General features: G+C 61.1%; 23 protein-coding genes and 1 pseudogene. 9 read left to right on the forward strand and 15 right to left on the reverse strand.

The window, feature by feature from the left end:
• Window positions 1-207: 207 nt before the first annotated feature.
• Window positions 208-843 (forward strand): DedA family protein, encoded by a 636-nt coding sequence (locus HRH33_RS26085; RefSeq protein WP_034115429.1) that lies wholly within the window; start codon window positions 208-210, stop codon window positions 841-843.
• On the opposite strand, the gene HRH33_RS26090 is transcribed toward HRH33_RS26085, so the two are convergent.
• Window positions 824-2,059, reverse strand: coding sequence for a sterol desaturase family protein (locus HRH33_RS26090; protein WP_173603570.1), 1,236 nt, complete (start codon window positions 2,057-2,059; stop codon window positions 824-826). The two genes, HRH33_RS26085 and HRH33_RS26090, sit on opposite strands and share 20 nt — an antisense overlap.
• Window positions 2,060-2,175: 116 nt before the next feature.
• On the opposite strand from HRH33_RS26090, the gene elbB reads away from it, so the two are divergent.
• The gene (gene elbB / locus HRH33_RS26095; RefSeq protein ID WP_167416997.1) at window positions 2,176-2,844 is read left to right on the forward strand and encodes an isoprenoid biosynthesis glyoxalase ElbB; all 669 of its coding nucleotides are present in this window, start codon (window positions 2,176-2,178) and stop codon (window positions 2,842-2,844) included.
• Between the two features lie 37 nt (window positions 2,845-2,881).
• Here elbB and HRH33_RS26100 read toward each other — a convergent pair whose 3' ends face one another.
• Together HRH33_RS26100 and HRH33_RS26105 are read right to left on the reverse strand one after the other, a co-directional pair.
• Complete coding sequence (locus HRH33_RS26100) at window positions 2,882-3,337, reverse strand: YaiI/YqxD family protein (RefSeq protein WP_034101415.1); 456 nt, start codon at window positions 3,335-3,337, stop codon at window positions 2,882-2,884.
• Between the two features lie 2 nt (window positions 3,338-3,339).
• Window positions 3,340-5,235, reverse strand: a complete 1,896-nt coding sequence (locus tag HRH33_RS26105) for an FTR1 family protein (protein WP_167416996.1) — start codon at window positions 5,233-5,235, stop codon at window positions 3,340-3,342.
• 267 nt (window positions 5,236-5,502) lie between these two features.
• Between HRH33_RS26105 and HRH33_RS26110 the strand changes: the two genes are divergently transcribed.
• From HRH33_RS26110 to HRH33_RS26125, 4 genes are read left to right on the forward strand one after another with little or no spacing between them, the layout of a single operon-like run.
• Window positions 5,503-6,900, forward strand: a complete 1,398-nt coding sequence (locus tag HRH33_RS26110) for a COG3014 family protein (protein WP_167416995.1) — start codon at window positions 5,503-5,505, stop codon at window positions 6,898-6,900.
• A gap of 10 nt (window positions 6,901-6,910) precedes the next feature.
• Window positions 6,911-7,282 (forward strand): YcfL family putative periplasmic lipoprotein, encoded by a 372-nt coding sequence (locus HRH33_RS26115; RefSeq protein WP_034101418.1) that lies wholly within the window; start codon window positions 6,911-6,913, stop codon window positions 7,280-7,282.
• A 29-nt stretch (window positions 7,283-7,311) separates the two neighbouring features.
• On the forward strand, window positions 7,312-7,899 hold the full coding sequence (lpoB, locus tag HRH33_RS26120; protein WP_167416994.1) for a penicillin-binding protein activator LpoB: 588 nt from the start codon (window positions 7,312-7,314) through the stop codon (window positions 7,897-7,899).
• 3 nt (window positions 7,900-7,902) lie between these two features.
• Window positions 7,903-8,643 carry a penicillin-binding protein activator LpoB gene (locus tag HRH33_RS26125; protein WP_167416993.1) on the forward strand — a complete coding sequence of 247 codons (741 nt, stop codon included), beginning with the start codon at window positions 7,903-7,905 and terminating at the stop codon, window positions 8,641-8,643.
• 135 nt (window positions 8,644-8,778) lie between these two features.
• Here HRH33_RS26125 and HRH33_RS26130 read toward each other — a convergent pair whose 3' ends face one another.
• From HRH33_RS26130 to HRH33_RS26140, 3 genes are all read right to left on the reverse strand, one after another.
• The gene (locus HRH33_RS26130) at window positions 8,779-9,411 is read right to left on the reverse strand and encodes a LysE family transporter (protein WP_034101421.1); all 633 of its coding nucleotides are present in this window, start codon (window positions 9,409-9,411) and stop codon (window positions 8,779-8,781) included.
• Between the two features lie 87 nt (window positions 9,412-9,498).
• Window positions 9,499-10,065, reverse strand: coding sequence for a mechanosensitive ion channel family protein (locus HRH33_RS26135; protein ID WP_167416992.1), 567 nt, complete (start codon window positions 10,063-10,065; stop codon window positions 9,499-9,501).
• Window positions 10,065-11,975: an ATP-binding cassette domain-containing protein gene (locus HRH33_RS26140; RefSeq protein ID WP_034101423.1), complete on the reverse strand. Its 1,911-nt coding sequence runs from the start codon at window positions 11,973-11,975 to the stop codon at window positions 10,065-10,067. Before HRH33_RS26140 ends, HRH33_RS26135 begins: the two co-directional genes overlap by 1 nt.
• Before the next feature lie 50 nt (window positions 11,976-12,025).
• Between HRH33_RS26140 and HRH33_RS26145 the strand changes: the two genes are divergently transcribed.
• Entirely contained in the window at window positions 12,026-12,493 is a 468-nt protein-coding gene (locus tag HRH33_RS26145; RefSeq protein WP_034139764.1) for a TIGR02444 family protein, read from the forward strand.
• Here the strand turns inward: HRH33_RS26145 and HRH33_RS26150 are convergent.
• The gene (locus HRH33_RS26150; protein ID WP_167416991.1) at window positions 12,490-13,590 is read right to left on the reverse strand and encodes an AlgP family protein; all 1,101 of its coding nucleotides are present in this window, start codon (window positions 13,588-13,590) and stop codon (window positions 12,490-12,492) included. The genes HRH33_RS26145 and HRH33_RS26150 overlap by 4 nt on opposite strands.
• A 192-nt stretch (window positions 13,591-13,782) precedes the next feature.
• Here HRH33_RS26150 and HRH33_RS26155 point away from each other — a divergent pair, with 192 nt between their 5' ends.
• Window positions 13,783-14,460: an FKBP-type peptidyl-prolyl cis-trans isomerase gene (locus HRH33_RS26155; RefSeq protein WP_034139767.1), complete on the forward strand. Its 678-nt coding sequence runs from the start codon at window positions 13,783-13,785 to the stop codon at window positions 14,458-14,460.
• A gap of 54 nt (window positions 14,461-14,514) precedes the next feature.
• Here the strand turns inward: HRH33_RS26155 and rsd are convergent, their stop codons facing one another.
• The 8 genes and pseudogenes from rsd to HRH33_RS26830 all read right to left on the reverse strand — a co-directional run.
• Window positions 14,515-14,973, reverse strand: a complete 459-nt coding sequence (gene rsd, locus HRH33_RS26160) for a sigma D regulator (RefSeq protein WP_123479221.1) — start codon at window positions 14,971-14,973, stop codon at window positions 14,515-14,517.
• 209 nt (window positions 14,974-15,182) lie between these two features.
• Complete coding sequence (locus HRH33_RS26165) at window positions 15,183-15,704, reverse strand: disulfide bond formation protein B (RefSeq protein WP_167416990.1); 522 nt, start codon at window positions 15,702-15,704, stop codon at window positions 15,183-15,185.
• Window positions 15,705-15,938: 234 nt separating this feature from the next.
• Window positions 15,939-17,180: a heme biosynthesis protein HemY gene (locus tag HRH33_RS26170; protein WP_094064368.1), complete on the reverse strand. Its 1,242-nt coding sequence runs from the start codon at window positions 17,178-17,180 to the stop codon at window positions 15,939-15,941.
• A 5-nt stretch (window positions 17,181-17,185) separates the two neighbouring features.
• Window positions 17,186-18,298: a uroporphyrinogen-III C-methyltransferase gene (locus tag HRH33_RS26485; RefSeq protein ID WP_034101432.1), complete on the reverse strand. Its 1,113-nt coding sequence runs from the start codon at window positions 18,296-18,298 to the stop codon at window positions 17,186-17,188.
• Between the two features lie 42 nt (window positions 18,299-18,340).
• Window positions 18,341-19,090 (reverse strand): uroporphyrinogen-III synthase, encoded by a 750-nt coding sequence (locus tag HRH33_RS26490; RefSeq protein ID WP_167416989.1) that lies wholly within the window; start codon window positions 19,088-19,090, stop codon window positions 18,341-18,343.
• Entirely contained in the window at window positions 19,087-20,028 is a 942-nt protein-coding gene (gene hemC, locus HRH33_RS26180; RefSeq protein ID WP_034139773.1) for a hydroxymethylbilane synthase, read from the reverse strand. Before hemC ends, HRH33_RS26490 begins: the two co-directional genes overlap by 4 nt.
• 137 nt (window positions 20,029-20,165) lie before the next feature.
• Window positions 20,166-20,912, reverse strand: coding sequence for a LytR/AlgR family response regulator transcription factor (locus HRH33_RS26185; protein WP_034139774.1), 747 nt, complete (start codon window positions 20,910-20,912; stop codon window positions 20,166-20,168).
• A pseudogene (locus HRH33_RS26830) lies at window positions 20,909-21,025 on the reverse strand (sensor histidine kinase); the annotation flags it as partial. The pseudogene HRH33_RS26830 and the gene HRH33_RS26185, both read right to left, overlap by 4 nt.
• Before the next feature lie 393 nt (window positions 21,026-21,418).
• Here HRH33_RS26830 and argH point away from each other — a divergent pair.
• Window positions 21,419-22,813 (forward strand): argininosuccinate lyase, encoded by a 1,395-nt coding sequence (gene argH / locus HRH33_RS26190; protein WP_167416988.1) that lies wholly within the window; start codon window positions 21,419-21,421, stop codon window positions 22,811-22,813.
• The last annotated feature ends 1 nt before the right edge of the window (window position 22,814 follow it).

Below are 22,814 nucleotides of genomic sequence, written 5' to 3' on the forward strand. Positions count from 1 at the left end.
GACAGACTCCTGAGCCCGGGTTCACGGGCGAGCGTTGCAGTTATAAGCGGCCATTATGACGAAGGAATGACAGTTGTGCTTATCGATGCGACCTGTCGTCGCATTCGTCGTTTATGTAGGAATTGTTCACTTCGTGACACATCTCGATACTTTCATGAATGTTCGCGAAGGCGTAGGCTGCGCGTTCATTTCGCCAGCACCCAGACCATGCTTCAACAATTTCTGCATGACTTCGGCTACTTTGCCCTCTTCCTCGGCACCTTCTTCGAAGGCGAAACCATCCTGGTGCTCGCAGGCTTTCTGGCGTTCCGTGGTTACATGGATATCAACCTGGTGGTGGTCGTTGCCTTCTTCGGCAGCTACGCCGGCGACCAGCTCTGGTACTACATGGGACGCAAGCATGGCCGCAAGCTGCTAGCGCGCAAGCCGCGCTGGCAACTGATGGGTGACAAGGCTCTGGAGCATATCCGCAAGCATCCGGACATCTGGGTGCTGAGCTTTCGTTTCGTCTATGGCTTGCGCACCGTGATGCCGGTGGCGATCGGGCTGTCCGGCTACCCGCCGTTGCGCTACTTGATCCTTAATGGCATCGGTGCCGCGATCTGGGCCGCCGCGCTGGGCGCAGCGGCTTACCACTTTGGCGCCGTGCTCGAAGGCATGCTCGGCAGCGTCAAGAAGTACGAGCTGTGGGTGTTGGGCGCATTGCTGGTACTGGGTTTTGGCCTGTGGGTGCGCCGCCGCTTCAAAAACGCGCGTATCGCCCGTCAGGCATGCGCCGACGCACAAGCCCAGAGCGCTGCCGAGCCGGTGCCGGTGGAGAAACCTAAGACGCCAGTCGAGTAAGCCGGCTTCTGCAGCAGTAGAGGCCGATCATGCTGAGCAGGCTATAACTGGCCAGGCCCAGCCAGCCCAGGCTGCTTGCCGGCCATAGCCCGACCAACGGCGCCAGCCATACCAGCGGCGCATTCAGCGCCAGGCGCAGCAGCTCAGCCTTCAACGCCCACGGGCGATTCTCCAGGGCCACGCCTAAGGTAAACAGCCCCAACGCCATCGCCCCCCAGCCCAGGACCAGCGCCGCCGTGGGCAGACCTTCGCCGACGTTCATCAAGTAACTGCCAAACCCCACATACGCCGCAAATTGCACGGCGACGTACACCTGCTGACGCACATCCAGCGGCACTTCGTATTTGCGGAACTGGCTCAAGTCGGGCTTGGCCAATGGGTATTTGGCCTTCACATCCGCCGGGCGCCAGCCGGTGCGCATAAACCAGATACGCAGCTTGTCCCACAGGCTCTGCGTTCGCCGCGCATCGCTACACAGTTGCGCATAGAACTGCAGATTGGCCCACAGCGGGTTCCAACTGGCCAGGGGCGTGGTCACGCCGAAAATCACCGGTTCGTTTTCGTCTTCTTCTTGGAAACTGCCGAACAGGCGGTCCCAAATAATGAACACCCCGCCGTAGTTGCGATCCATGTAGAGAGCGTTCTGTGCATGGTGGGCCCGATGATTGGACGGAGTAACGAAGAACCACTCGAACCAGCCGAGCTTGGGCACATGCCGTGTATGGACCCAGAATTGATACAGCAAATTGAGCGACGCCACGCTGATAAACACCACCAATGGCACGCCGGCCACCGCCAGGGGCAGGTAGAAGATCCAGCTCAGCAGAAACCCCGTGCTGGTCTGGCGCAGGGCGGTGGTGAGGTTGTAGTCCTCGCTCTGATGGTGCACCGAGTGCGCGGCCCACAGAATATTGCGCTCATGCCCCATGCGATGCAGCCAGTAGTAGCAGAAGTCATAGAAAACAAAGGCGAACAGCCACGTCCAAGGGCTCTGCGCCGGCAAATCGAACAGCGCCAGATGCTTGAGAGCGAACGCGTAGGTCAACACGCCCACGCCCTTGGTCAACAGGCCCGTGGTGGTAGACAGCACACCGGTGCTCAGGCTGTTGATGGCATCCGCCACCCGGTAATTGCGCTGTCCGCGCCAACGGTCGGCAAGCAGCTCCACCACGATCAAGGCAATGAAAAACGGTACCGCGTAAGGCACGAAGTCCATGGGCAAGTCCGGTCTATTTTTGTTACATCAAGATTAGGTGCAGCGCTGTGAGATCCCATTGGCAACAGGTTACAAATTAGTAGACATTTAACGCCAAGAACCCAGGAGAAATGCCCATGAGCAAAAAGATTGCAGTGATCCTTTCCGGCTGCGGCGTGTACGACGGCGCAGAGATCCACGAAAGCGTGATCACTTTGCTGCGCCTGGATCAGCGCGGCGCTCAGGTCCAATGTTTCGCACCCGATATCGAGCAACACCACGTCATCAATCACCTGACCGGCGAGGAAATGCCAGAAACGCGCAACGTGCTGGTGGAGTCGGCGCGCATCGCCCGTGGCGAGGTGAAGGACATCAGCCTGGCCAATGTCGACGACTTCGATGCTCTGATCGTACCCGGCGGGTTTGGCGCGGCGAAGAACCTGTCGAATTTTGCCAGCGAAGGCACCGCATGCAGCGTCAACCCGCAGGTACTGGCGTTGGCGGAGGCCTTCGCCGAGGCGAGCAAACCCGTAGGGCTGATCTGCATCTCGCCGGCCCTGGCCGCGAAGATCTACGGCCCGGGCGTAACCTGCACCATCGGCAACGATGCCGACACCGCAACCGCCCTGGGCAAGATGGGCGCCACTCACCAGGAGTGCACGGTTGAAGACATCGTCGAGGACAAAGCGCGCAAACTGGTAAGCACGCCGGCCTATATGTTGGGCAAGAACATCGGCGAGGTGGCGTCAGGCATCAATAAGTTGGTGGATCGCGTGCTGGAGCTGACCCACGAGAACGACGAGTGATCGCCTGACCGGCCCGATGCGGTAAGCCGCTCCACCCTCAACCCTGGCGCATCAGTTGCGTAAGGATTCGGTCCAGCGCATTGGCAAACGCCTGCTTATCCTTCTCCCCATGGGGCGGTGGTCCGCCGCCCATCTGGCCCTGTTCACGCAAGTCGGTGAACAGGTTGCGCACCGCCAACCGCTCGCTCATGTTCGCCGGGCTGAACTCCTTGCCTCGCGGGTCCAGCGCGGTGACGCCCTTTTTCACCAAGCGATCGGCCAGTGGCACGTCGCTGCAGATCACCAACTCGCCGGGCACCGCGTGCTCCACCAGGTAGTCATCGGCGGCGTCCGGGCCGCTGGGTACCACGATCAGCTTCACGCAGGCAAAAGCCGGCTTGATCTGGCTCTGCCCGGCCACCAGCACCACCTCGAACTGGCGCTTGAGGGCGAACTTCACCACCAGGTCCTTGGCCGCGCGCGGGCAGGCGTCGGCATCGATCCAGACGCGCACGGTTATACCGCCACTCGGCGCTTCTCGGCCAAACGACTGCGGCCGTACAGCACCACAATCGCCAGGATCGCCACCACCTGCGCACTCAGCGAGTAAGCGTCGGCGTGGATGCCCAGCCAGTCGAAGTCAAAGAACGCCACCGGCCGTGTACCGAAGACACCCGCCTCCTGCAATGCCTTGACACCATGCCCAGCGAACACCACCGACAGCGCGCACAGCAGCGCCGCGTTAATACCGAAGAACAGCGCCAGCGGCAGCTTCGCCGAGCCGCGCAGGATCACCCAAGCCAAACCCACCAGCAGCACCAGTGCGGTGGCGCCCCCCGCCAGCACTGCGTTATGCCCAGCCGGGCCGGCTTGCAGCCACAGGGTTTCGTAGAACAGGATCACTTCGAACAGCTCGCGGTATACCGAGAAAAACGCCAGCACCGCAAAACCGAAGCGCCCACCGCCGCCCACCAGGCTGCTCTTGATGTAGTCCTGCCAGGCCGCTGCGTGGCGCCGGTCGTGCATCCACACTCCCAGCCATAGCACCATCACGCTGGCGAACAACGCCGTGCACCCTTCCAGCAATTCACGCTGGGCACCGCTGACATCAATCACATACGCCGCCAACGCCCAGGTAGCCAGGCCGGCCAACAGCGCCAAACCCCAGCCGGCGTTGACGCTACGCACCGCCGATTGCTGGCCGGTGTTACGCAGGAACGCCAGGATCGCCGCCAGCACCAGGATCGCTTCCAGGCCCTCACGCAGCAGGATCAGCAAACCGGAGATATAACTCAACGACCAGCTCAGGCCATCGCCACCGAGCAAACCGGCCGATGCGGCGAGCTTGGCCTTGGCCACGTCCAGGCGCTGCTGCACTTGATCGATCGGCAACCCGTCCTGCAACGACTGCCGATAGGCCATCAGGGCCTTTTCGGTGTCTTTGCGCACGTTGGCGTCGACGTTGTCCAGGGAGCTTTCCACCAGCTCGAAGCCTTCCAGGTACGCCGCTACCGACAGGTCATAGGCTTGTTCGTGATCGCCATTGCGGTACGCGGCCAGGCTCTTGTCTAAGGTGCTCGCGGTGTAGTCGAGCAACTGTGCCGGGCCGCGCTTGACCTGCGGCGGCTGCGCACGCTGGGCGCGGAAGGTCGCGGCAGCTGCGGCACCGTCAGCGGCCAGCACTTCATTGGGGGTACGACGGGCCAGGTCGGCGAGGTTGAACGGCTGCTCGCTCTTGGCGGCCGCCGGGTCGGCGGTAAATTCGGCGATGTAGGTGGCCAGGTCCCAACGCTGGCGGTCATCCAATTGATCGGCGAACGCCGGCATGTCGGTGCCTTCGACGCCCAGGCCCAAGGTGTTGTAGATCGCGTAGAGACTCAGGCGATCCAGCCGCGCGGCGTCCCGCAGATTCGCCGGCGGCGGCGTAAGGCCCACACCTGCCGGCCCATCGCCAGCGCCAGAATTGCCGTGGCACACCGAGCAATGCTGGGCGTAGAGGGGTGCACCGCGCGTTGGGTCGGGCGTGATGGCCGGGGCCTGGCTCACTTCATAAGCCACCGCCAACTTGGCGCCCAATTGCCGAGCCTGTCGGGCAACGACGGCACCGTCCTGACGAGCGGTCACCGCCACGCTCAATTCTTCGACGCCCGTTACCAGTTCGGCGCGTTCCGGCTTGGCCGGCAAGTCCGCCACCAAACCCTGCAACACCCCAAGGAACTCAACTTGTTCACGGTATTCCGAAGGGTCCACCACCTTGCCCGCGTCCACCGTCGGCGGGTAATCCGCACCGATGTAGTCCAGCAAATGCAGGGCTTGGGGCGCGCCCTCGGCCGTCGCGGCCAACAGGTTGAAGCTGCACGACATCAACGCCGGCAACACCAGCCAGGCGAGAAAACGGTGGGGGGCAGTCATGAATGAATCTCAAAGGGAAATACGAAGTAACACATTGTTTAACGTTAAAGGCTTTGACTCAAGCCGTTCGTGATTTAGCACACCTGAGCGCAACCGTTTAATCCGCCAGTAGTGGCATTTTTGTCGATCGCATAACAGCAAAAAGCCATTGTTTTGCCAGTTATGGCGCCTATAATGCCGCGCCCTGTTAGTGCGAAAGGGAATGTCATTCCGGATTTTTATGCGAAATGACCACATTGGCTGACAACTTTCAGGGAAGAAATCTGCATGGCATTTCGCGCTTTAACCCCGCTCACGCTCGCGGCGGTAACCTTGCTGTCCGGTTGTTCGATGTTCCGCAGCTACGACACCGAGCTGCAAGCCACTAACCAGCAACTGGCCACCGGCAACGTCGATGCCGCCCTGACCTTGCTGGAGAAGAACAACACCGGCGAAGACAAAGACCTGCTCTATTTCTTCGAAAAAGGTGAATTGCTGCGCGCCAAAGGCGACCTCACCGGCAGCCAGACCGCCTGGCGCAGCGCCGACCTGCAAGTCTTCAAATGGGAAGAGTCGGTCAAGTTCGACAGCGCCAAGTACCTCGCCCAGTTCGGCAGCTTCCTGGCCAACGACAAGGTTCGGCGCTACGAAGGCTACGACTATGAAAAAGTCATGCTGACCACCCAGATGGCCCTGAACCTGCTGGCCGTGAACGACTTCGACGGCGCCCGCACCGAGATTAAGAAAACCCACGAACGCGAAGCAGTGATCGCCGAGCTGCGCGATAAGGAATACCTCAAGCGCGAGGGCGAAGCCGAGCGCGAAGGCGTGACCACCCAGTTGAAAGACCTGAACGGTTACCCGGTGGAAGCCCTGAACGCTCCGGAGGTGGTCGGCCTGAAAAACAGTTACCAGAGCGCGTTCAGCCATTACCTGGCCGGCTTCGTCTATGAAGCCCTGGGCGAAAAAGACCTGGCCGCCCCTGGCTATCGCAAGGCAGCCGAATTACGCCCTAACACTCCGCTGCTGGAACAGGCCTTGCGGGACCTGGACAAGTCCAAGGTCGGCGCCAATGAAACCGACGTGCTGATTGTGGTCCAGAGCGGCCTGGCGCCGGCCCGCGACTCGATACGCCTGCCGTTGCCGATCCCGATCAACGGCAACCTGGTGATTACCCCGCTGTCGTTCCCGGTGATCAAAGCCGACACCTCCACCGCCACCTTCGCCCAGATCGGGGTGGACGGCCAGCAACAGAACCTCACCGCGCTCAACAGCACCACTGCCATGTCCCGCCGCGCCCTGCGTGACGACATGCCGGGGATCATCCTGCGCACTACCGTACGCGCGGTCAGCCGTGGTGTGGCGCAGAACAACCTGAACAAGACCAACCCCATGGCGGGCCTGGTGCTGGGCATCGCCTCGGCCGTGACCGAAGGCGCCGACACCCGCACTTGGCGCACCTTGCCGGACATGACCCAAGTGACGCGCCTGCGCCTCAAGCACGGCGAGCACCAGGTCAGCCTGCCCAACGCATTGGGCGGCACGCTGGTGACGGTCAAGGCCGATCAGCGCTACCAGGTGATCACCCTGCGCGTGGTGAGCAATCAGGTGTTCGCCGGCGGCCTCGCGGCCCATGTGGTGCCGAGCAACACGCCCCAGGCGATCGCCACCCTCAAACAACCTTAAGGAGCACGCTATGCGTCATTTCATCCTCGGCGCTTTGGCGCTGGTCCTGCTCGCCGGCTGCGCCACCCCGCCGCCACCGGCACCCGGCAGCGCCGCCAGCAAAATCGTCGTGATGGGTAAATTCAAGGGCATCGCCGTCGGCGCCATCCGCGTCGCGCGCGAGAACGGCTTCCTGACCGCCAAAGTGCAACTGAGCAACATCACCAGCAGCAACCAGACGATGTATTACCGCTTCGCCTGGCTGGGCGCCGACGGCTTCCCGGTAGGCGACGAAGAAACCTGGAAAGTGCTCAACCTGTATGCCAACCAGGCCACTTTCCTGCCGGCCATCGCCAACCTGCCCCAGGCGGCGGACTTCCGTCTTGAAGTGAAAACCCCTTGAGCCGCTCATCCTTTCTGAGAGATTTCCCCATGTTTGCACGCTTCTCGATGCTCGCCGTGGTCGCCGTTCTGGCCAGCGGCTGCGCCAATACCTCGCCAGTACTCGGCAGCAAGAACATCAACTACGGCGATACCAAGGCCGTGGAAACCGTCACCAACGAGTTCGGCTCCACCGACTTGCAGATAATCGCCGAAAGCATGACCCGCTCCCTGGCCCAGTCCGGCGTGCTGCGAGGCCGCCCGGTGGTGCAGGTGTATGACGTGAAGAACAAGACCAGCGAGTACATCGATACCCGCGAGATCACCACGTCGATCAAGACTCAGTTGATGAAGACCGGCACCGCGCGCTTCGCCAGCGACAACACCGACATGCAGAGCCAGGTCGACCAGCTCAAGCTGCAAAACCAGAGCGGCCTGTACAAGAAGTCCACGGTCAGCAAAACCGGCAACATGATCGCCGCCCAGTACCGTCTGGAAGGCTCCATCAGTTCCATCGTCAAGCGCAGCGCGGACTACAAGGACGTGTTCTACAAGTTCAGCCTGCAACTGATCGACGTCGAAAGCGGCGTGGCCGAATGGATGGACGAAAAAGAAATCCGCAAAACCACGGAGCGCTAAACAATGCGTGCATGGATCGGCATGATCGGCCTGCTGTGCGCCTTTGGCGCCTCGGCCGCGCCTAAGATCGCGGTAACCGACCTGGCCTACGAGGCGCGGGTCGAGGAATACATCCACCAGGTCTCGGCCAGCGACACCTTCCAGGCCAGCGCTTATCACGCCAGTGGCGCCTCCAATTACAGCGAGTACGAAAGCCGTACCAGCTATATCGAGCAGACCGAGCTGCGTAAATTCAGCGGTGATATCAAGGGCGAGATCCTCAAGTCACGGCAGTTCCAGCTGGTGCAGGGCACGCCCTACACCGCCGCTGCCAAGGGTGACGTCTACGACGTGATCAAACGCATCAAGGCCGGCCACTTCAAGGGTGCCGATTACGTGCTGTTCGGCACGTTGTCGGACATCGACTTCACCCAGGACATCAACGCGCTGGACCACACCAACAGCTACTCGGCGGTACTGGGCCTGACATTGGTGGCGGATTTCAGCTTGATCAACACCCGTACCTACGAGATCACCTCGGCGTTTACCGCCATGGGCGAAGGCCAGGACACCAAGCTGGTCAACAGCCGTGACATCCGCGTGAGCTTGAACCGGCCACGGGTGGTGAAGGAAGTGTCGAAAGCGCTGGGTGAGGATGTGGCCAGGCAGTTGGCAGAACAGTTGGGCGGTGGCTATCAGGAACCTGGCCAGCCGGCACCGCATAACAACCTGCCAAGGGATGAAGCGCCGAAGATTCTGCGCTGAGCGGTAATCCCCCAGGCAACACAAAACCAATGTGAGAGGGGGCTTGCCCCCGATGGCGGTGCCTCAGCTACAGCTAAGCTGACTGACACCCTGCTATCGGGGCAAGCCCCCTCTCACACGTTTAGCGACCGAGCTTTACGCCGTTGCGCGATGCAAGCTGGCCAGGAAACCCGCTGCCCCCACGAACAATCCGGCAAACGTCCGGTTTACCCGCTTTTGCTGCGTGGGCGTGCGCAACAGGCGCAGGACTTTGGACGCCAACCCCGTATACCCCGCCATCACGATCATATCGACGCTGATCATCGTCGCGCCGATGATCAAATACTGAGCCAGCAACGGCGCCTGCGGGTTCACGAATTGCGGCAACACCGCGAGCATGAACACCAAGGCCTTGGGGTTGCTGGCGTTGACCAGGAAGCCACGGAACATCATCGCCATCGGCTTGCCGATGGGGCGTACGGCCGCGTCATCGGTCATGTCCAGCGGCAAGGCACGCCATTGCTTGATGGCCAGGTACACGAGGTACGCCACACCAAACCATTTGATCGCATAGAACGCGGTGGACGACGCAGCCAGGATGGCACCCAGGCCACCCGCCACCACGGCAATCTGCATCGCCAGGCCCAGTTGCAGGCCGATGGCGTTCCAGTAACCGCGTAAAAAACCGTATTGCAGACCGCTGGACATCGACGCAATGGCGCCGGCGCCCGGGGAAAGGGAGATGATCCAACTGGCCAGGAAAAAGGCCAGCCACGTATCGAGAGCCATGACATACCTCGTGCGACAATAAGCGGTGGAGCCTTAAGCTAACTCCACCGACCAGAGGCTGGCTATCGGTTTTTATCACCGTGCAGGCTAGCGATCGCCCGGAAACACGTGGGTACCAGGCCAACGCCGTACCGAACGCTGGAAAAACAGACTGTTAGGCACCTGCACGATCGCGCTGTCGGTACCGGCGGCCTCCACTTCAACCAGTGTGGTGTAGAGCAAATTGATTGCCACCACCCGCCCCTTGACGCCCGGTTTGTCGACGGTATCCACCAACTCGACAATGTCGCCGAGGCGAAATGGGCCGACGGTAAAGATCAGAATCGCGCAAAGCAGGTTGGACAATACCGACCACATGGCGAAGAACGCCACGGCGGCGACCGCCACGAAGCCCGACAGTGCCGTCCACAACACGGTGGCGGACACACCCAGGCGCTCCAGAACAAAAATCAGCGCACTCCCCATGATCAGCCAGCGCAGGCCGCCGCGTAGTGGCATCAGCAGTTGCGGTGGGAATGGGTAGCGCTCGCCCAGGCGCGTAAGGACTTTGCTCACAAAGCGCTGAGCCAGGTAACCGGCCAGCAGGATCAATAGGATCTGCACGCCAATCCACACGGGTTCGATCCACTGTGCCGGCAACTGCAACGCTTCCATCAGGACAGCGCCTCCAGCTCCGCTTGCAGGGTTTCGAGCAGTTCGAGGGCTTCCATCCAGGCTTCCTCCAATTGCCCTTCGCGCACCTTGAGCTTGGCCTGTTCGGCGAGCAGGTCACGCAGTTCGTCCTTGCGCGCGGCTTCGTACACGGCGCTGTCGCCGAGGCTGGCTTCGATCTTGGCCAAACGCTCATGCACCTTGCCCAGCTCAGCTTCCAGCTTATCGGCTTCGCGCTTGTGCGGCGCCAATTGCTGACGCAACGCGGCGGCGGCCTGGCGCTGAGCCTTCTTGTCGGTTTTGTCCGGATTCACCGGGGTATTGCTCACCGGCGCATTGCGCAGGCGGTAATCGGTCAGCCAACGGGCGTAGTCGTCGAGGTCGCCATCGAATTCTTCGACTTTGCCATCGGCCACCAGCAGGAAGTTATCCGTGGTGCTCTTGAGCAAGTGCCGATCGTGGGACACCACCAATACCGCACCACTGAACTCTTGCAACGCCATGGTCAGCGCCAGGCGCATTTCCAGATCCAAGTGGTTGGTCGGTTCGTCGAGCAGCAACAGGTTCGGACGATCCCAGGCGATCAGGGCCAAGGCCAAGCGGGCTTTCTCGCCGCCGGAAAAATTCAGCACCGGCTCATCGATGCGCGCGCCACGGAAGTCGAAGCCACCGAGGAAGTCACGCAGGGTCTGCTCGCGCTCGGTCGGCGCCAGGCGTTGCAGGTGCAACAATGGGCTGGCCTTGGCGTCGAGGGAGTCCAACTGATGCTGGGCGAAGTAACCCACCACGGTGTTCTCGCCACGGGTCAAGCGACCGGCCAGGGGTTCCAGCTCACCCGAGAGGTTCTTGATCAGGGTCGATTTACCCGCGCCGTTAGGCCCCAGCAAACCGATACGCGCCCCCGGCGTGAGTTGCAGCTTGACCTTCTCCAGGATGGTTTTGTCGCCATAACCCAGGCGCGCATCCGAAAGATCCAGCAGTGGGCTCGAAATCTTCACCGACTCGCGGAACACGAAGTCGAACGGCGAATCGACGTGAGCTGCCGACAATTCTTCCATGCGCTCCAGCGCCTTGATCCGGCTCTGTGCCTGGCGGGCCTTGGTGGCCTGAGCCTTGAACCGGGCAATGTAACTTTCCATATGCGCACGTTGCGCCTGCTGCTTCTCGTAGGCCTGTTGTTGCTGGGCCAGGCGTTCGGCACGCGCACGCTCGAACGCGGTGTAGCCGCCGCGGTAGAGGGTGATTTTTTTCTGCTCGACATGGGCGATGTTATCGACCACGGCGTCGAGGAAATCCCGGTCGTGAGAGATCAGCAGCAAGGTGCCCTGATAGCTCTTGAGGAAGTCTTCCAGCCACAGGATCGCGTCGAGGTCCAAGTGGTTGGTCGGTTCGTCGAGCAGCAACAGGTCCGAGGGGCACATCAGCGCCTGGGCCAGGTTCAGGCGCATCCGCCAGCCACCGGAGAAGTCGGCGACCGGGCGGTCCATCTGTTCGTTGGTAAACCCAAGGCCGGCGAGCATCTTGCGAGCGCGGGCGTCGGCGGTGTAGCCGTCGGCGCTGTCGAGCTCCGAGTGCAGACGCGCCAGAGCTGCGCCATCCTGGGCCTTCTCGGCTTCGGCCAGGTCGTGTTGCACCTGGCGCAAGCGCAGGTCGCCATCGAGCACGTAGTCGATCGCGATGCGGTCCAGGGTGTCGATCTCCTGGCGCATATGAGCGATGCGCCAGTCGGCCGGCAGCAGGCAGTCGCCGGAGTCCGGGGTCAGCTCACCCAGCAACAGGGCGAACAGCGTGGATTTGCCGGCGCCGTTGGCACCGATCAGGCCGGCTTTGTGACCGGCGTGCAGGGTCAGCTCGGCGTCTTCGAGAAGACGTTGCGGGCCACGCTGTAATGTTAGGCTTTGAAGTCGGATCATAATGGCGGCGGAGTCTACCAGCTTCGTTGGCCGCTGGCTTGGGTGTGACTATGTGCGCTGACCTGTGGAGCTTTGCTCTCTCGATTTACGCCCGTCCGGGTATGGAAGCCGCCTGCCTGCGGTTGCAGGCGCAAGGGGTGGATGTGTGCCTGATGCTGTGCGGCGTCTGGCTGGAACAGCGCGGCGTCATCCTGACCGACGAGCGAGTGCAGGCCCTCAAGCACATCGCCGGGCCTTGGCAGACGCAGGTGATCGAGCCGTTGCGCCAATTGCGCGTGCAATGGCGAGCGAGCGCGCAGCACGACCAGCCGCTGGCGGCCTTAAGGGAACGGATCAAGTCGATGGAGCTGGAAGCCGAACGGCACTTGTTGATGCGTCTGGAAGGACTGGCCGACACATGGCCATCGGGCAAGCGGGCAGATCAACAAAGATGGTTGGAAAGACTGGCGGCCGAGGATGCCGCCAACCTTGACCACGACGCGCTGCAGCAGCTGCGCGTCGCGGCCACCGGCGCTTAGGAAGCGCTGGTTGGGGTAGTGCTTGGCGCTGCCGGTGCAGGGGTGCTGCTCGCCGGTGCGGTTGGAGCGGTGGCGGCTGCCGGGGTCGCTGCCGAAGTGGCCGGCGCAGGCTTTGCAGCGGCCGGCTTGGCGGCAGCAGGTTTGGCTACTGGCTTAGCGGCGACGGGCTTAGCTGCTGGTTTGGCTGCTGGCTTAGCGGCAACGGTTTTAGCCGCTGGTTTAGCTGCTGGCTTAGCGGAGGCGGTTTTAGCTGCTGGTTTGGCGGCTGGCTTAGCGGTGGCGGGCTTAGCTGCTGGTTTGGCTGCTGGCTTAGCGGCAACGGTTTTAGCCGCTGGCTTGGCTGCTGGCTTAGCGGCGGCGGTTTTTGCTGCTGGCTTGGCGGCTGGTTTAGCGGCGGCGGTTTTTGCTGCTGGCTTGGCGGCTGGTTTAGCGGCAGCGGTTTTAGCTACTGGCTTGGCGGCTGGTTTAGCGGCAGCGGTTTTGGCTGCTGGCTTGGCGGCTGGTTTAGCGGCAGCGGTTTTAGCTACTGGCTTGGCGGCTGGCTTAGCGGCAGCGGTTTTAGCTGCTGGTTTGGCGGCTGGCTTAGCGGCAGCGGTTTTAGCTACTGGCTTGGCGGCTGGCTTAGCGGCAGCGGTTTTAGCCGCTGGTTTGGCCGAAGTCTTCTTCGCCGCGCTTGCTGCAACAGCTTTTACCGGTGTACGAGCACCCAGCACTTTAGCCACGGCTTCTTTTACACGGCCAACGCCCTGGGCCAGTTTCAGGCTTTCCTGAGCATCTTTTTTGAGTTGAGAAATGTAGGCGCGGGTTTCAGCTTGGCGATCCTTGAGCGCGTCCAGCAAGTCCTCAAGTTCTTTAACAGCGTCTTTGGCTTTGGCTTGTGCCTTGGCCTTGCCGGCGGTGGCGGCATCTTGCAATTTGGTGCGGGATTTGTGCAGCTTTTCTTGCGCCTTACCGCGCTGTTTTTCCAACTTGGCGAGCAGTTTTTCTGCATCGGCCAACGCTTGGGAACAGGCGCTTTCCAGATGTTCGAGCAAGCTGCCCGACAGTTGTTGGAGTAAGTGCAACGGGGTATTAACAGGCTTCTGTTTGGCCGACATGGTTTACCTCCTGGCTGACGTGGGTGCGGCTCATACTAGCCCTCTGCTCTTACCGCCGCTAGCGCATGTTGACAGTATCGATTGCCTCGCGTTGCACCGTACGAAAATTCTTATCGTGAGAACGAAAATGGGCGACACTTTTTACGTTTCCACACTGGCATAATCCATCGCACTTTCGGCCGGAGAATGTCCATGTCGCGTTACCTTTTTCTTGTGCTTGGCCTGGCAATTTCGGTAGCCAATGCGAGCGCGCCGTCGCCGTCTAAAACCATCGAGCCGGATCAGCATGACCTCGCCTACAGCCTGGGCGCCAGCCTCGGTGAGCGCCTGCGCCAGGAGGTTCCAGACCTGCAGATCCAGGCCCTGATCGACGGCCTCAAACAAGCCTATCAAGGCAAGCCACTGGCCTTGGATAACGCGCGTATCGAGCAGATCCTCGCGCAGCACGAAGCGCAGAGCGAAGCGGACGCCCAAGCGCCCCTGAGTGAAAAAGCACTCGCTGCCGAACAACAATTCCTGACCCAGGAAAAAACCATGAAAGGCGTTCGTGAATTGGCGGATGGAATTTTGCTCACGGAACTCACGCCAGGTACCGGCCCCACGCCGAAAGCCAATGGTCAGGTTCAGGTGAAATATGTCGGTCGGCTACCCGACGGGACGGTTTTCGACAAGAGCACACAGCCTCAGTGGTTTCGCCTGGACAGCGTGATCAGCGGCTGGAGCAGCGCTCTACAACAGATGCCCGTGGGTGCGAAGTGGCGCCTGGTTATTCCATCGGCGCAGGCCTATGGCGCCGACGGTGCCGGCGAATTGATCCCGCCGTACACGCCCTTGGTTTTCGAGATCGAATTGCTCGATACCCGTTCTTGAGCCAATAAAAAACGGTGCGACCTGCGCACCGTTTTTTTATCGCGTATCTCGAAGTCAGGCCTGAGCGACAGTGTTTTCTTTGTGAGCGTTGTGCAGCACTTCAATCAGGCAGTCTTCGAGCTCGAAACGCTCGTGGAGCAGCGCACCCAATTCTTTGAATTTCTCGGCGACACACTTGCCTTGATCGCACAGGTCGGTGAATGCCAGCAGCTTCTCGGTGATCACATCGATGCGTGGGTAAAGGGTCTTGGCAAAATCCAGACCGCGCTGGTCTTTGAAGGCTTCCGCCTCCTTCGTGAGCTGGGTGTAGATGCTCAAATGCCCCGCGGACACGTAATCCACCAACACAACGCAGAAATCCTGCAACGGTTCACGCTTCTGGGCCAACGCCTCGGGCTCGGCACCGAGCGCATCAAAAGCCCGAATCAATTCGTGACGTGCCTTCAACCAGCTGTCGATCAGCTTGTGCACCCCGCCCCAGCGTTCGCGAGCATTCTTGCAACGTTCCAACATGATGATCTCTCTTCCCTATTAGGGGCGCTGCCGCCTGATGCCCGCGAATACTTCAAGGATAAAACAGCAGCGGGACAAGGCTGCATCAGACAACCGGTTTGAATAACGCGTGCGGGCCAGATTATGCCCGCATGACTATGGCTTCAAGGTACGCAGGACAGAAAGTTCATACAAGTGTTTAATCCCGTCCTACAAACCTCAGCCTGCTTTTAAGGCCTCATCGGGTACAGGCGACGGCGAAGTAACGGTCGTGAAAACTGCGTGATGCCCAGAATCAGCATCCCCACGAAAAACAGCAGACTCCACTCCGGCAGGCTTAAATCGAACAACGTCCAGTTGATTTCCACGCAGTCGACAGTGCCTTCGACGGCCTGTTGCAGCGCCTGCCAAAGCGAAAGATTGTCGAGCATATGGTTGAGACTGGGCCAGCAATCGGCGGCCTGGTCGGGTGCGGCATTTTGCAGCAGTATCTGGCGTACAGCTGTGATAGCGCCCAGCGTTGCGCACGCCACGCTGGCCAGCCCATATAGCGAGATGACAGGACGTTTGGGGTTATGGAGGGCAGCGATCAAATTGATCAGCGTGAAAGCAGCCAGAAAAACCCGCTGCAGTTGGCATAAAAAACACGGGCGTAACGAGACGCCGAACTCAAGGTAATAGGATGCGCCCAACGTCAGCGCACCGGCCAGGAACGCCAGAAAAAACAAGGAGCGAGAAGGGGCCAAAGACATGCTTTATCCGCATCGCGAAAAGTAGATCGCTACGGTAGAGGAAAGGCCTGAACGCTTTCAATATACGTTAGACCAGACAATTCCGTGAGAGCCTGCAGACATCCCGCCAGAGGATGGAAGACTTCAGGCGACGGCGCGTAGGAGTTTGCTGCCAGACACTTACCCTACCTATTCGCGTGCATCAAAGGGGTGAGGGTTTGCCATATCTGAGTCAACCCTCCGCTCCTTCCTACATCAAACCCGGGCAGGGACTGGCAACGGTGACGCCAATAGACGGCTATCCAACAACCCCAGGCCTTCCTGGAACAACTGGTTGCTGCGTTCGGTATCTCCCAACTGCGCCAACAGACGCGCCAGCTCGGCGCAAGCCTCAGGGTTGCGCTGCACCTGCAGGCTACTTTCCAGATAGTCGCGCGCCTTGCCCCACAAGCTGTTTTGCAGGCACAAGCGCCCCAAGGTCAGTAGCAGGCTGGCATCACCGGGATGATCCTTGAGCCAACCTTCGGCGAACTTCAACTGCCGAGCCGAGTCGCTGCCGCGTAAAAGACCGTAGAGGCGAATGAGATGGCTGTCGTAACCGCGCTTGATCGCACCACGCAGGACCTCTTCGGCCTTGGCGTCGGCGCCCAATTGGCGCAGTTGCTCGGCGTAAGCCAGCACCAACTGCGGCTCCTGACGCTGGGCCGAGGTAAGTTGTTGCCAAGCCCGCTCCAGGGATTGCTGGCCAGCTTCGTCGTGCTCCTCACGCTGAGCCGCAAGGCTGAGGTTTTCACCCCATGCGCGACGTTCCAGCTCGGCCAGTTCGCCGGCGGGCAGCACCTTGTCCTTACGCAGCTGCGGCAAAAGGTGAATCACCGACGACCAGTCACCGCGCTGTTGATGCAAACGCTGCAACTGACGTAGCACCTGCGCGTTATGCGGATGACGCTCGTGCATTGCCTGTAGCGTGACCAGCGCACCGTCCGTATCGCCACGGTCCAGTTGCAGTTGCGCATGACTCAAGGCGACCGCCAGCTCAGCCTGGGGCTGGCGCTCCAAAGCGCGCTCAAGCAAAGCATCGCACTCTTCGTAACGCCCCTGTTCATTGGCGGCTCGCGCCGCGCCCAGGTAGTACAACAACGGTTGGCGTTCGGCTTCGGCGGCACGCCGCAAATGGCGTTCGGCACTGGCCCAGCGCCCTTCGGCGAGGTCCATCTGGCCCTGTTCGATAGCGATCTGTGTACGGCGGCTGCGATTACGCCGCGACCAAGGGTTGACCACGCCGCCCGACGTGGTAACCAGGCTCAGCAAGACGCGGACCAGGTAGATCGCCAGAATGATGGCAAACACGGCGAACAGGGTCGCCCACAGGCTCGACTCGTAATGCAGCACATGTGGATAAGTAATCAGCACGTAGCCGGTGTGTTTCGAGATGCCCACAGCCAGTGCCAGGGCGATCGCGATCGCCAGCACCAGGATCACATAGAAACGCTTCATCGGCTCTACTCCTGGGACGCCGGCTTGGCAGCCGCCTTGGCTTCATCGGCAGACAGGTGGCGACGATCAAGATACGCCTGCACCGCGGCGAGGCTCGCGGCCAGGTCCGGTGTCACCACCGACACGGCTTTGGGCTCAAGCTCGGCGATGCGCGCCAGCATCGCTTTGCTCTGCGGGTTGTCCTGATTGAAGTTGTCCTGCAGCACGCTGCGCGCCTCACCCAGTGAGCGGCTATACACCGCCGACTCACCATTGAGCGCCGCCCATTGCGCCTGTTCGAGCGCCAGGCTCAGGGCCAGACGCACTTGGTTCAGGCCCTGACCGGCAAGCAACGGACGGATGTTGTCGTCTGGGTTGAAATCAATGCGGAAGTAGCGGGAAATCTGCTCCCACCACTGGCTCCAACGTCCCTCGGTATCGGTGGTGGGACGACCTTCAGCGGCAGGTTCAGTCAGTTGATACTCCGGCGCAATCGCCGCCAGCTGCACCACTTGATCGCGCAGGGCGGCCAATTGCAGGTACAGCCCGGTGCGGTCCGGCTGTTCGGTACTGCGCAGAGCGACCAGGCTCTTGGCCAACTGCTCGCGGGCCGCGTAGGCGCCGGGATCGCTTTGCTCGCGCAGAATCTCGTCAGCGCCCTGCACCAGCGCCTGAGCGCTATTGATGTCCTGCAAAGCCGACAGGCGCAGGCTCGCCAGGCGGATCAAGTGCTCGGCCTCGGCCAGACGCCAGTCCTGACGGCTGGCACCCAAAACAGTTTCCAGGCGCTGGCTCAGGTGTTGCTGATCACCCTGCAACTGGGCCACCAGACGGCGACGCTCCTCCAGCTCATCCGCACCCGGCAGTTGGGCCAGGCGCGCGGCCAATTGTTGCTGGGTTTGCTTGAGAGTTTGGGATTGCTCATCCAGGGTCTGCACTTGGCCCAGTTGCTGCTGGTGACTGGCTTGCAGGGCACGGACCTGCCAGATCCCCCAACCGCCGGCGGCCACTCCGGCAGCGCCGAGCAGCAAGGCGACGACCGCCAGGCCATTGCCACGGCGCGGCGCGGTGACCGGTGTCTCGACCGGCGCATCAAGTGCGGGTTGAGCTTCATCTTTAGGCAAGGCTGTTTCGCTCACGTATCCGTCCTTTGCGTATCAGAGAGTGGGGGCGGGATGTTTTTATAAGACATAGCCGCCTAACGCCACTAACAAAGCCGCGGCACTCGCGCCGCGACAATCCACCACTTTTTCTGCACCGGCAGCCCGCGCCATTTCCTGGACTCTTGGGCTGGGCACGAACAACGGCAGCTGTGCCACCTCCGGCCAATCGGCGCCGGCCAGGGCTTGCAGGTGCAAGAAACCCTGCCCACTGCTGACCACCACGCCGTTCAAGCGTTCCAACTGGATGCGCTGCATCAACTCACCGGCGTCGTAGGTCGGAAGGAACCGCCGGTACAACTCCAGGTAGTCGACACTAGCACCTCTCTCGCGCAAACGCTCTGCCAGCAATTCGCGGCCGCCCTCACCCCGCAGGATCAGCACCCGTGCATCGGGGCGCGCAATAGCCTCGCGTAATGCCGGCAGTTCAAGCAAGGCCTCGCTGTCATCGCCGGTGTGCGGATAGTGAACCGTGTAGCCTTGATCGGCCAGCACCTGCGCAGTAGCTGCCCCCACACTGAACCAGGGCATCTCGGACCATTGGCGATCCAGCTGTTGCAAGGCCAGGCGCGCGGCGGGTTTGCTGACGACAATCACGGCACAGTAGCGGCCGAGGTCACGCAACAGCGCTTGCTGGTCAGGGGTGATCGGCAAGGGCTCGATATCCAGCAAGGGCAGGCTGCTGCTGTAGATCCCGACGTCAGACAACACCGTCGCCAGCGCCGCCGATTCCTCGGCGGGCCGCGTCAGCAGCACACGCCAGCCGGTCACTGCGGGCCGGCCTCGCCGTAGACTTTTTGCAGGATGGCGCCGGCGCCTTTCTCCAGCAGCTCTTGCGCCACTTGGATGCCCAAAGCCGTCGCTTCGCATTGCGGGCCACGCACCTCGGCGGTCAGCAAGGTGCCGCCTTCCGGATCGCCCACCAGACCGCGCAGCCACAAGTTATCGCCTTCAAGTACGGCGTAGCAGGCAATCGGCACTTGGCAGCCGCCATTGAGGTGCTTGTTCAAGGCACGCTCGGCGGTGACGCGAACTTCGGTATCACGATGGTCGAGAGGCTTGAGCAGAGTATGGATTTCACTGTCGGCGCTGCGACATTCGATACCCACGGCGCCCTGCCCACCGGCGGGCAGGCTGTCTTCGACACTGATGGCCGAGGTGATGCGGTCTTCGAAGCCAAGGCGGATCAAACCGGCGGCGGCGAGGATGATCGCGTCATACTCACCGGCATCCAGCTTGGCCAGACGCGTATTGACGTTGCCGCGCAGAAAGCGAATCTGCAGATCCGGACGGCGCGTCAACAGCTGGGCCTGACGGCGCAGGCTGGAGGTACCGACGATGCTGCCCAGGGGCAACTCGTCCAGTGAAGCGTAGGTATTGGAAACGAAAGCGTCGCGGGGGTCTTCGCGCTCGCAAATGCAGAACAGGCCCAGACCGTCGGGGAAGTCCATGGGCACGTCTTTCATCGAGTGCACGGCGATGTCGGCTTCGTTCTCCAGCAACGCGGTTTCCAGTTCTTTGACGAACAGGCCCTTGCCGCCGATCTTCGACAACGGTGAGTCGAGCAGCTTGTCGCCGCGACTGACCATGGGCACCAGGGACACCTTGAGGCCGGGGTGGGCCAGCTCAAGGCGAGCTTTGACGTATTCGGCCTGCCATAGGGCCAAGGCGCTTTTTCGGGTGGCGATGCGGATTTCGCGAGGGGACATGGATCAATCCGTACTGAATAGATACGGCAGATAATAACAGCTCAGGCAAATACGCCTTGATTTGAATCAGCAAGTGCGGGGCCTCCCTGGCCTCGTCGCACCGGGATAAGGAATGCAGTCCCGCTACAGCCCTCGGGCTAAAGCTGCTGCATCATTTTGCGCACGCCGGCGACATGCCGACGACTGACAATCAAGGCATCGCCGTTGAGCCCTTTGAGGAACAACTGAAAGTGCCCCAGCGGCGTACGTTGCAGACGCTCGATACGCTCACGGGCCACCAACGCATTGCGGTGGATACGCACGAAGCGGTCGCCGAACTCGTCTTCAAGGGCCTTGAGCGGTTCATCCAACAAGACTTCACCCGCTTCGTGACGCAGAGTGACGTACTTGTGATCGGCGATGAAGTAGACCACTTGATTCAGGGGGATCAACTCGATGCCCTTGCGGGTACGTGCACTGATATGGCTGCGGGGGCCGTTGCCACTTTGGGCGGCAGGCTGGGTCAACGCGGCGAGCTGGGCGCGGTTGGGACGCTCGGCCTTCTTCAGGGCTTTGAGCAACGCTTCGGCCGTCACCGGTTTGGTCACGAAGCTCACGCCACTGTCTTCCAGCGTCTGCGCGGGAAACTCATCCTGAGCCGCACACAACACCAAGGCCGGAGGCGATTCGCGCTCACTCAGGCGGGCAGCAACCTGCAGGCCATCCAGGCCCGGCATACGGATATCGAGCAACAGCACATCGGGCTTGAGGCTGTCGATCAGCGTCAACGCCTCCTCACCGGTGGTGGCGCTCGGTTCAAGAACGGTATAACCCTCGAGTTCACTGATTAAACGACTCAGTCGCTCGCGGGCTTGGGGTTCGTCATCAACGATCAGGACATTCATATTGCGCTGGATTCCTGCGTGAGTCTCGCACAAGGATAACGTAGACAGGTGCGGTGACTTGCGTCACAGCGATCCACGCTAAGACTCGTGCGAGCGGCAAAAAGTGCCCCGAAGGTGGCACCCATATTTACCCGGACCTGTTCAATAGCGCCCAAGACCCGCTGCCTTCGGGCATCGTCGTAGGGTTTGCTGATACACAATCCGAATACCCCCCTTGTTTAATGGTTAGTCTGGGCTCTGACCGCGTTACCCGACTTTGGTGCATTCACACACTATCAGTCCAACTGTAGACGCTTGCCGAGACGACATTGCTCAATCGTCAAATATCGTTTCAATAAGTCTCTTTTTCCAGTCTCATCCCGGACGCGATCGACGGCAAGGCACTTAGCCATCCTTTGCACAAATAAAAATGCCAACGACCCGCGCCACCGCCTCCGCGAGCAACCCTGTTATGATCGGCGCCACACTTCCACGCCTTTTTATTAAAGCAACTCACGAGCGAATCCATGAGCACCGACAAGACCAACCAGTCCTGGGGCGGCCGCTTCAGTGAACCCGTCGACGCCTTCGTCGCGCGCTTCACCGCCTCCGTCACCTTCGACCAGCGCCTGTACCGCCACGACATCATGGGCTCCATCGCCCACGCCACCATGCTGGCCAAGGTCGGCGTGTTGACCGAGGCCGAGCGCGACAGCATCATCGACGGCCTGACCACCATCCGCGGTGAGATCGAAGCCGGTACGTTCGACTGGCGCGTCGACCTGGAAGACGTGCACATGAATATCGAGGCCCGCCTCACCGATCGTATCGGTGTGACTGGCAAGAAATTGCACACCGGACGCAGCCGTAACGACCAAGTCGCTACCGATATTCGCCTGTGGCTGCGTGACGAAATCGACCTGATCCTGTCCGAAATCACCCGCCTGCAAAAAGGCCTGCTTGAGCAGGCCGAGCGTGAATCGGACACCATCATGCCCGGCTTCACCCATCTGCAGACCGCACAGCCCGTGACCTTCGGCCACCACCTGTTGGCCTGGTTCGAAATGCTCAGCCGCGACTACGAACGCCTGGTGGACTGCCGCAAGCGCGCCAATCGCATGCCTTTGGGCAGCGCCGCGCTGGCCGGTACGACCTACCCGATCGACCGCGAATACACCGCGCAACTGCTGGGTTTCGACGCCGTGGGCGGTAACTCTCTGGATGGCGTTTCGGACCGTGACTTCGCCATCGAATTCTGCGCCGCCGCCAGCATCGCGATGATGCACTTGTCGCGGTTCTCCGAAGAGCTGGTGCTGTGGACCAGTGCACAATTCCAGTTCATCGATTTGCCGGACCGTTTCTGTACCGGCAGCTCGATCATGCCGCAAAAGAAAAACCCCGACGTGCCGGAGCTGGTACGTGGCAAGAGCGGCCGTGTATTCGGCGCACTGATGGGCCTGCTGACCTTGATGAAGGGCCAGCCATTGGCCTACAACAAGGACAATCAGGAAGACAAGGAACCGCTGTTCGACGCCGCCGACACTTTGCGCGATTCGTTGCGCGCGTTTGCCGACATGATCCCAGCAATCAAGCCCAAGCACGCCATCATGCGCGAAGCGGCTTTGCGCGGGTTCTCCACGGCGACTGACCTGGCGGACTACCTGGTGCGTCGTGGCCTGCCGTTCCGCGACTGCCACGAAATCGTCGGCCACGCCGTGAAATACGGCGTGGACACCGGCAAGGACCTGGCGGAAATGAGCCTGGAAGAACTGCGCCAGTTCAGCGATCAGATCGAGCAAGACGTGTTTGCCGTGCTGACCCTGGAAGGTTCGGTCAACGCCCGTAACCATGTGGGCGGCACCGCGCCGGCGCAGGTCAAGGCAGCGGTCGCGCGCGGCCAGGCCCTGTTCGCCAGCCGCTGAG

This window comes from Pseudomonas rhodesiae (assembly GCF_013285305.1).
GTDB classification, from domain to species: domain Bacteria; phylum Pseudomonadota; class Gammaproteobacteria; order Pseudomonadales; family Pseudomonadaceae; genus Aquipseudomonas; species Aquipseudomonas rhodesiae.

Excerpts from the sequence above, each read along its gene's own strand:
- HRH33_RS26135 (WP_167416992.1), bottom strand. The coding sequence starts at position 10,065 with ATGGAAGCGTTGCAGTTGCCGGCACAGTGGATCGAACCCGTGTGGATT.
- HRH33_RS26085 (WP_034115429.1), top strand. The coding sequence starts at position 208 with ATGCTTCAACAATTTCTGCATGACTTCGGCTACTTTGCCCTCTTCCTC.
- lpoB (WP_167416994.1), top strand. The coding sequence starts at position 7,312 with ATGTTTGCACGCTTCTCGATGCTCGCCGTGGTCGCCGTTCTGGCCAGC.
- HRH33_RS26140 (WP_034101423.1), bottom strand. The coding sequence starts at position 11,975 with ATGATCCGACTTCAAAGCCTAACATTACAGCGTGGCCCGCAACGTCTT.
- HRH33_RS26105 (WP_167416996.1), bottom strand. The coding sequence starts at position 5,235 with ATGACTGCCCCCCACCGTTTTCTCGCCTGGCTGGTGTTGCCGGCGTTG.
- HRH33_RS26125 (WP_167416993.1), top strand. The coding sequence starts at position 7,903 with ATGCGTGCATGGATCGGCATGATCGGCCTGCTGTGCGCCTTTGGCGCC.
- HRH33_RS26170 (WP_094064368.1), bottom strand. The coding sequence starts at position 17,180 with ATGAAGCGTTTCTATGTGATCCTGGTGCTGGCGATCGCGATCGCCCTG.
- rsd (WP_123479221.1), bottom strand. The coding sequence starts at position 14,973 with ATGTTGGAACGTTGCAAGAATGCTCGCGAACGCTGGGGCGGGGTGCAC.
- hemC (WP_034139773.1), bottom strand. The coding sequence starts at position 20,028 with ATGTCCCCTCGCGAAATCCGCATCGCCACCCGAAAAAGCGCCTTGGCC.
- HRH33_RS26130 (WP_034101421.1), bottom strand. The coding sequence starts at position 9,411 with ATGGCTCTCGATACGTGGCTGGCCTTTTTCCTGGCCAGTTGGATCATC.
- HRH33_RS26145 (WP_034139764.1), top strand. The coding sequence starts at position 12,026 with ATGTGCGCTGACCTGTGGAGCTTTGCTCTCTCGATTTACGCCCGTCCG.
- HRH33_RS26185 (WP_034139774.1), bottom strand. The coding sequence starts at position 20,912 with ATGAATGTCCTGATCGTTGATGACGAACCCCAAGCCCGCGAGCGACTG.
- HRH33_RS26150 (WP_167416991.1), bottom strand. The coding sequence starts at position 13,590 with ATGTCGGCCAAACAGAAGCCTGTTAATACCCCGTTGCACTTACTCCAA.
- HRH33_RS26110 (WP_167416995.1), top strand. The coding sequence starts at position 5,503 with ATGGCATTTCGCGCTTTAACCCCGCTCACGCTCGCGGCGGTAACCTTG.
- HRH33_RS26155 (WP_034139767.1), top strand. The coding sequence starts at position 13,783 with ATGTCGCGTTACCTTTTTCTTGTGCTTGGCCTGGCAATTTCGGTAGCC.
- HRH33_RS26090 (WP_173603570.1), bottom strand. The coding sequence starts at position 2,059 with ATGGACTTCGTGCCTTACGCGGTACCGTTTTTCATTGCCTTGATCGTG.
- argH (WP_167416988.1), top strand. The coding sequence starts at position 21,419 with ATGAGCACCGACAAGACCAACCAGTCCTGGGGCGGCCGCTTCAGTGAA.
- HRH33_RS26165 (WP_167416990.1), bottom strand. The coding sequence starts at position 15,704 with ATGTCTTTGGCCCCTTCTCGCTCCTTGTTTTTTCTGGCGTTCCTGGCC.
- HRH33_RS26115 (WP_034101418.1), top strand. The coding sequence starts at position 6,911 with ATGCGTCATTTCATCCTCGGCGCTTTGGCGCTGGTCCTGCTCGCCGGC.
- elbB (WP_167416997.1), top strand. The coding sequence starts at position 2,176 with ATGAGCAAAAAGATTGCAGTGATCCTTTCCGGCTGCGGCGTGTACGAC.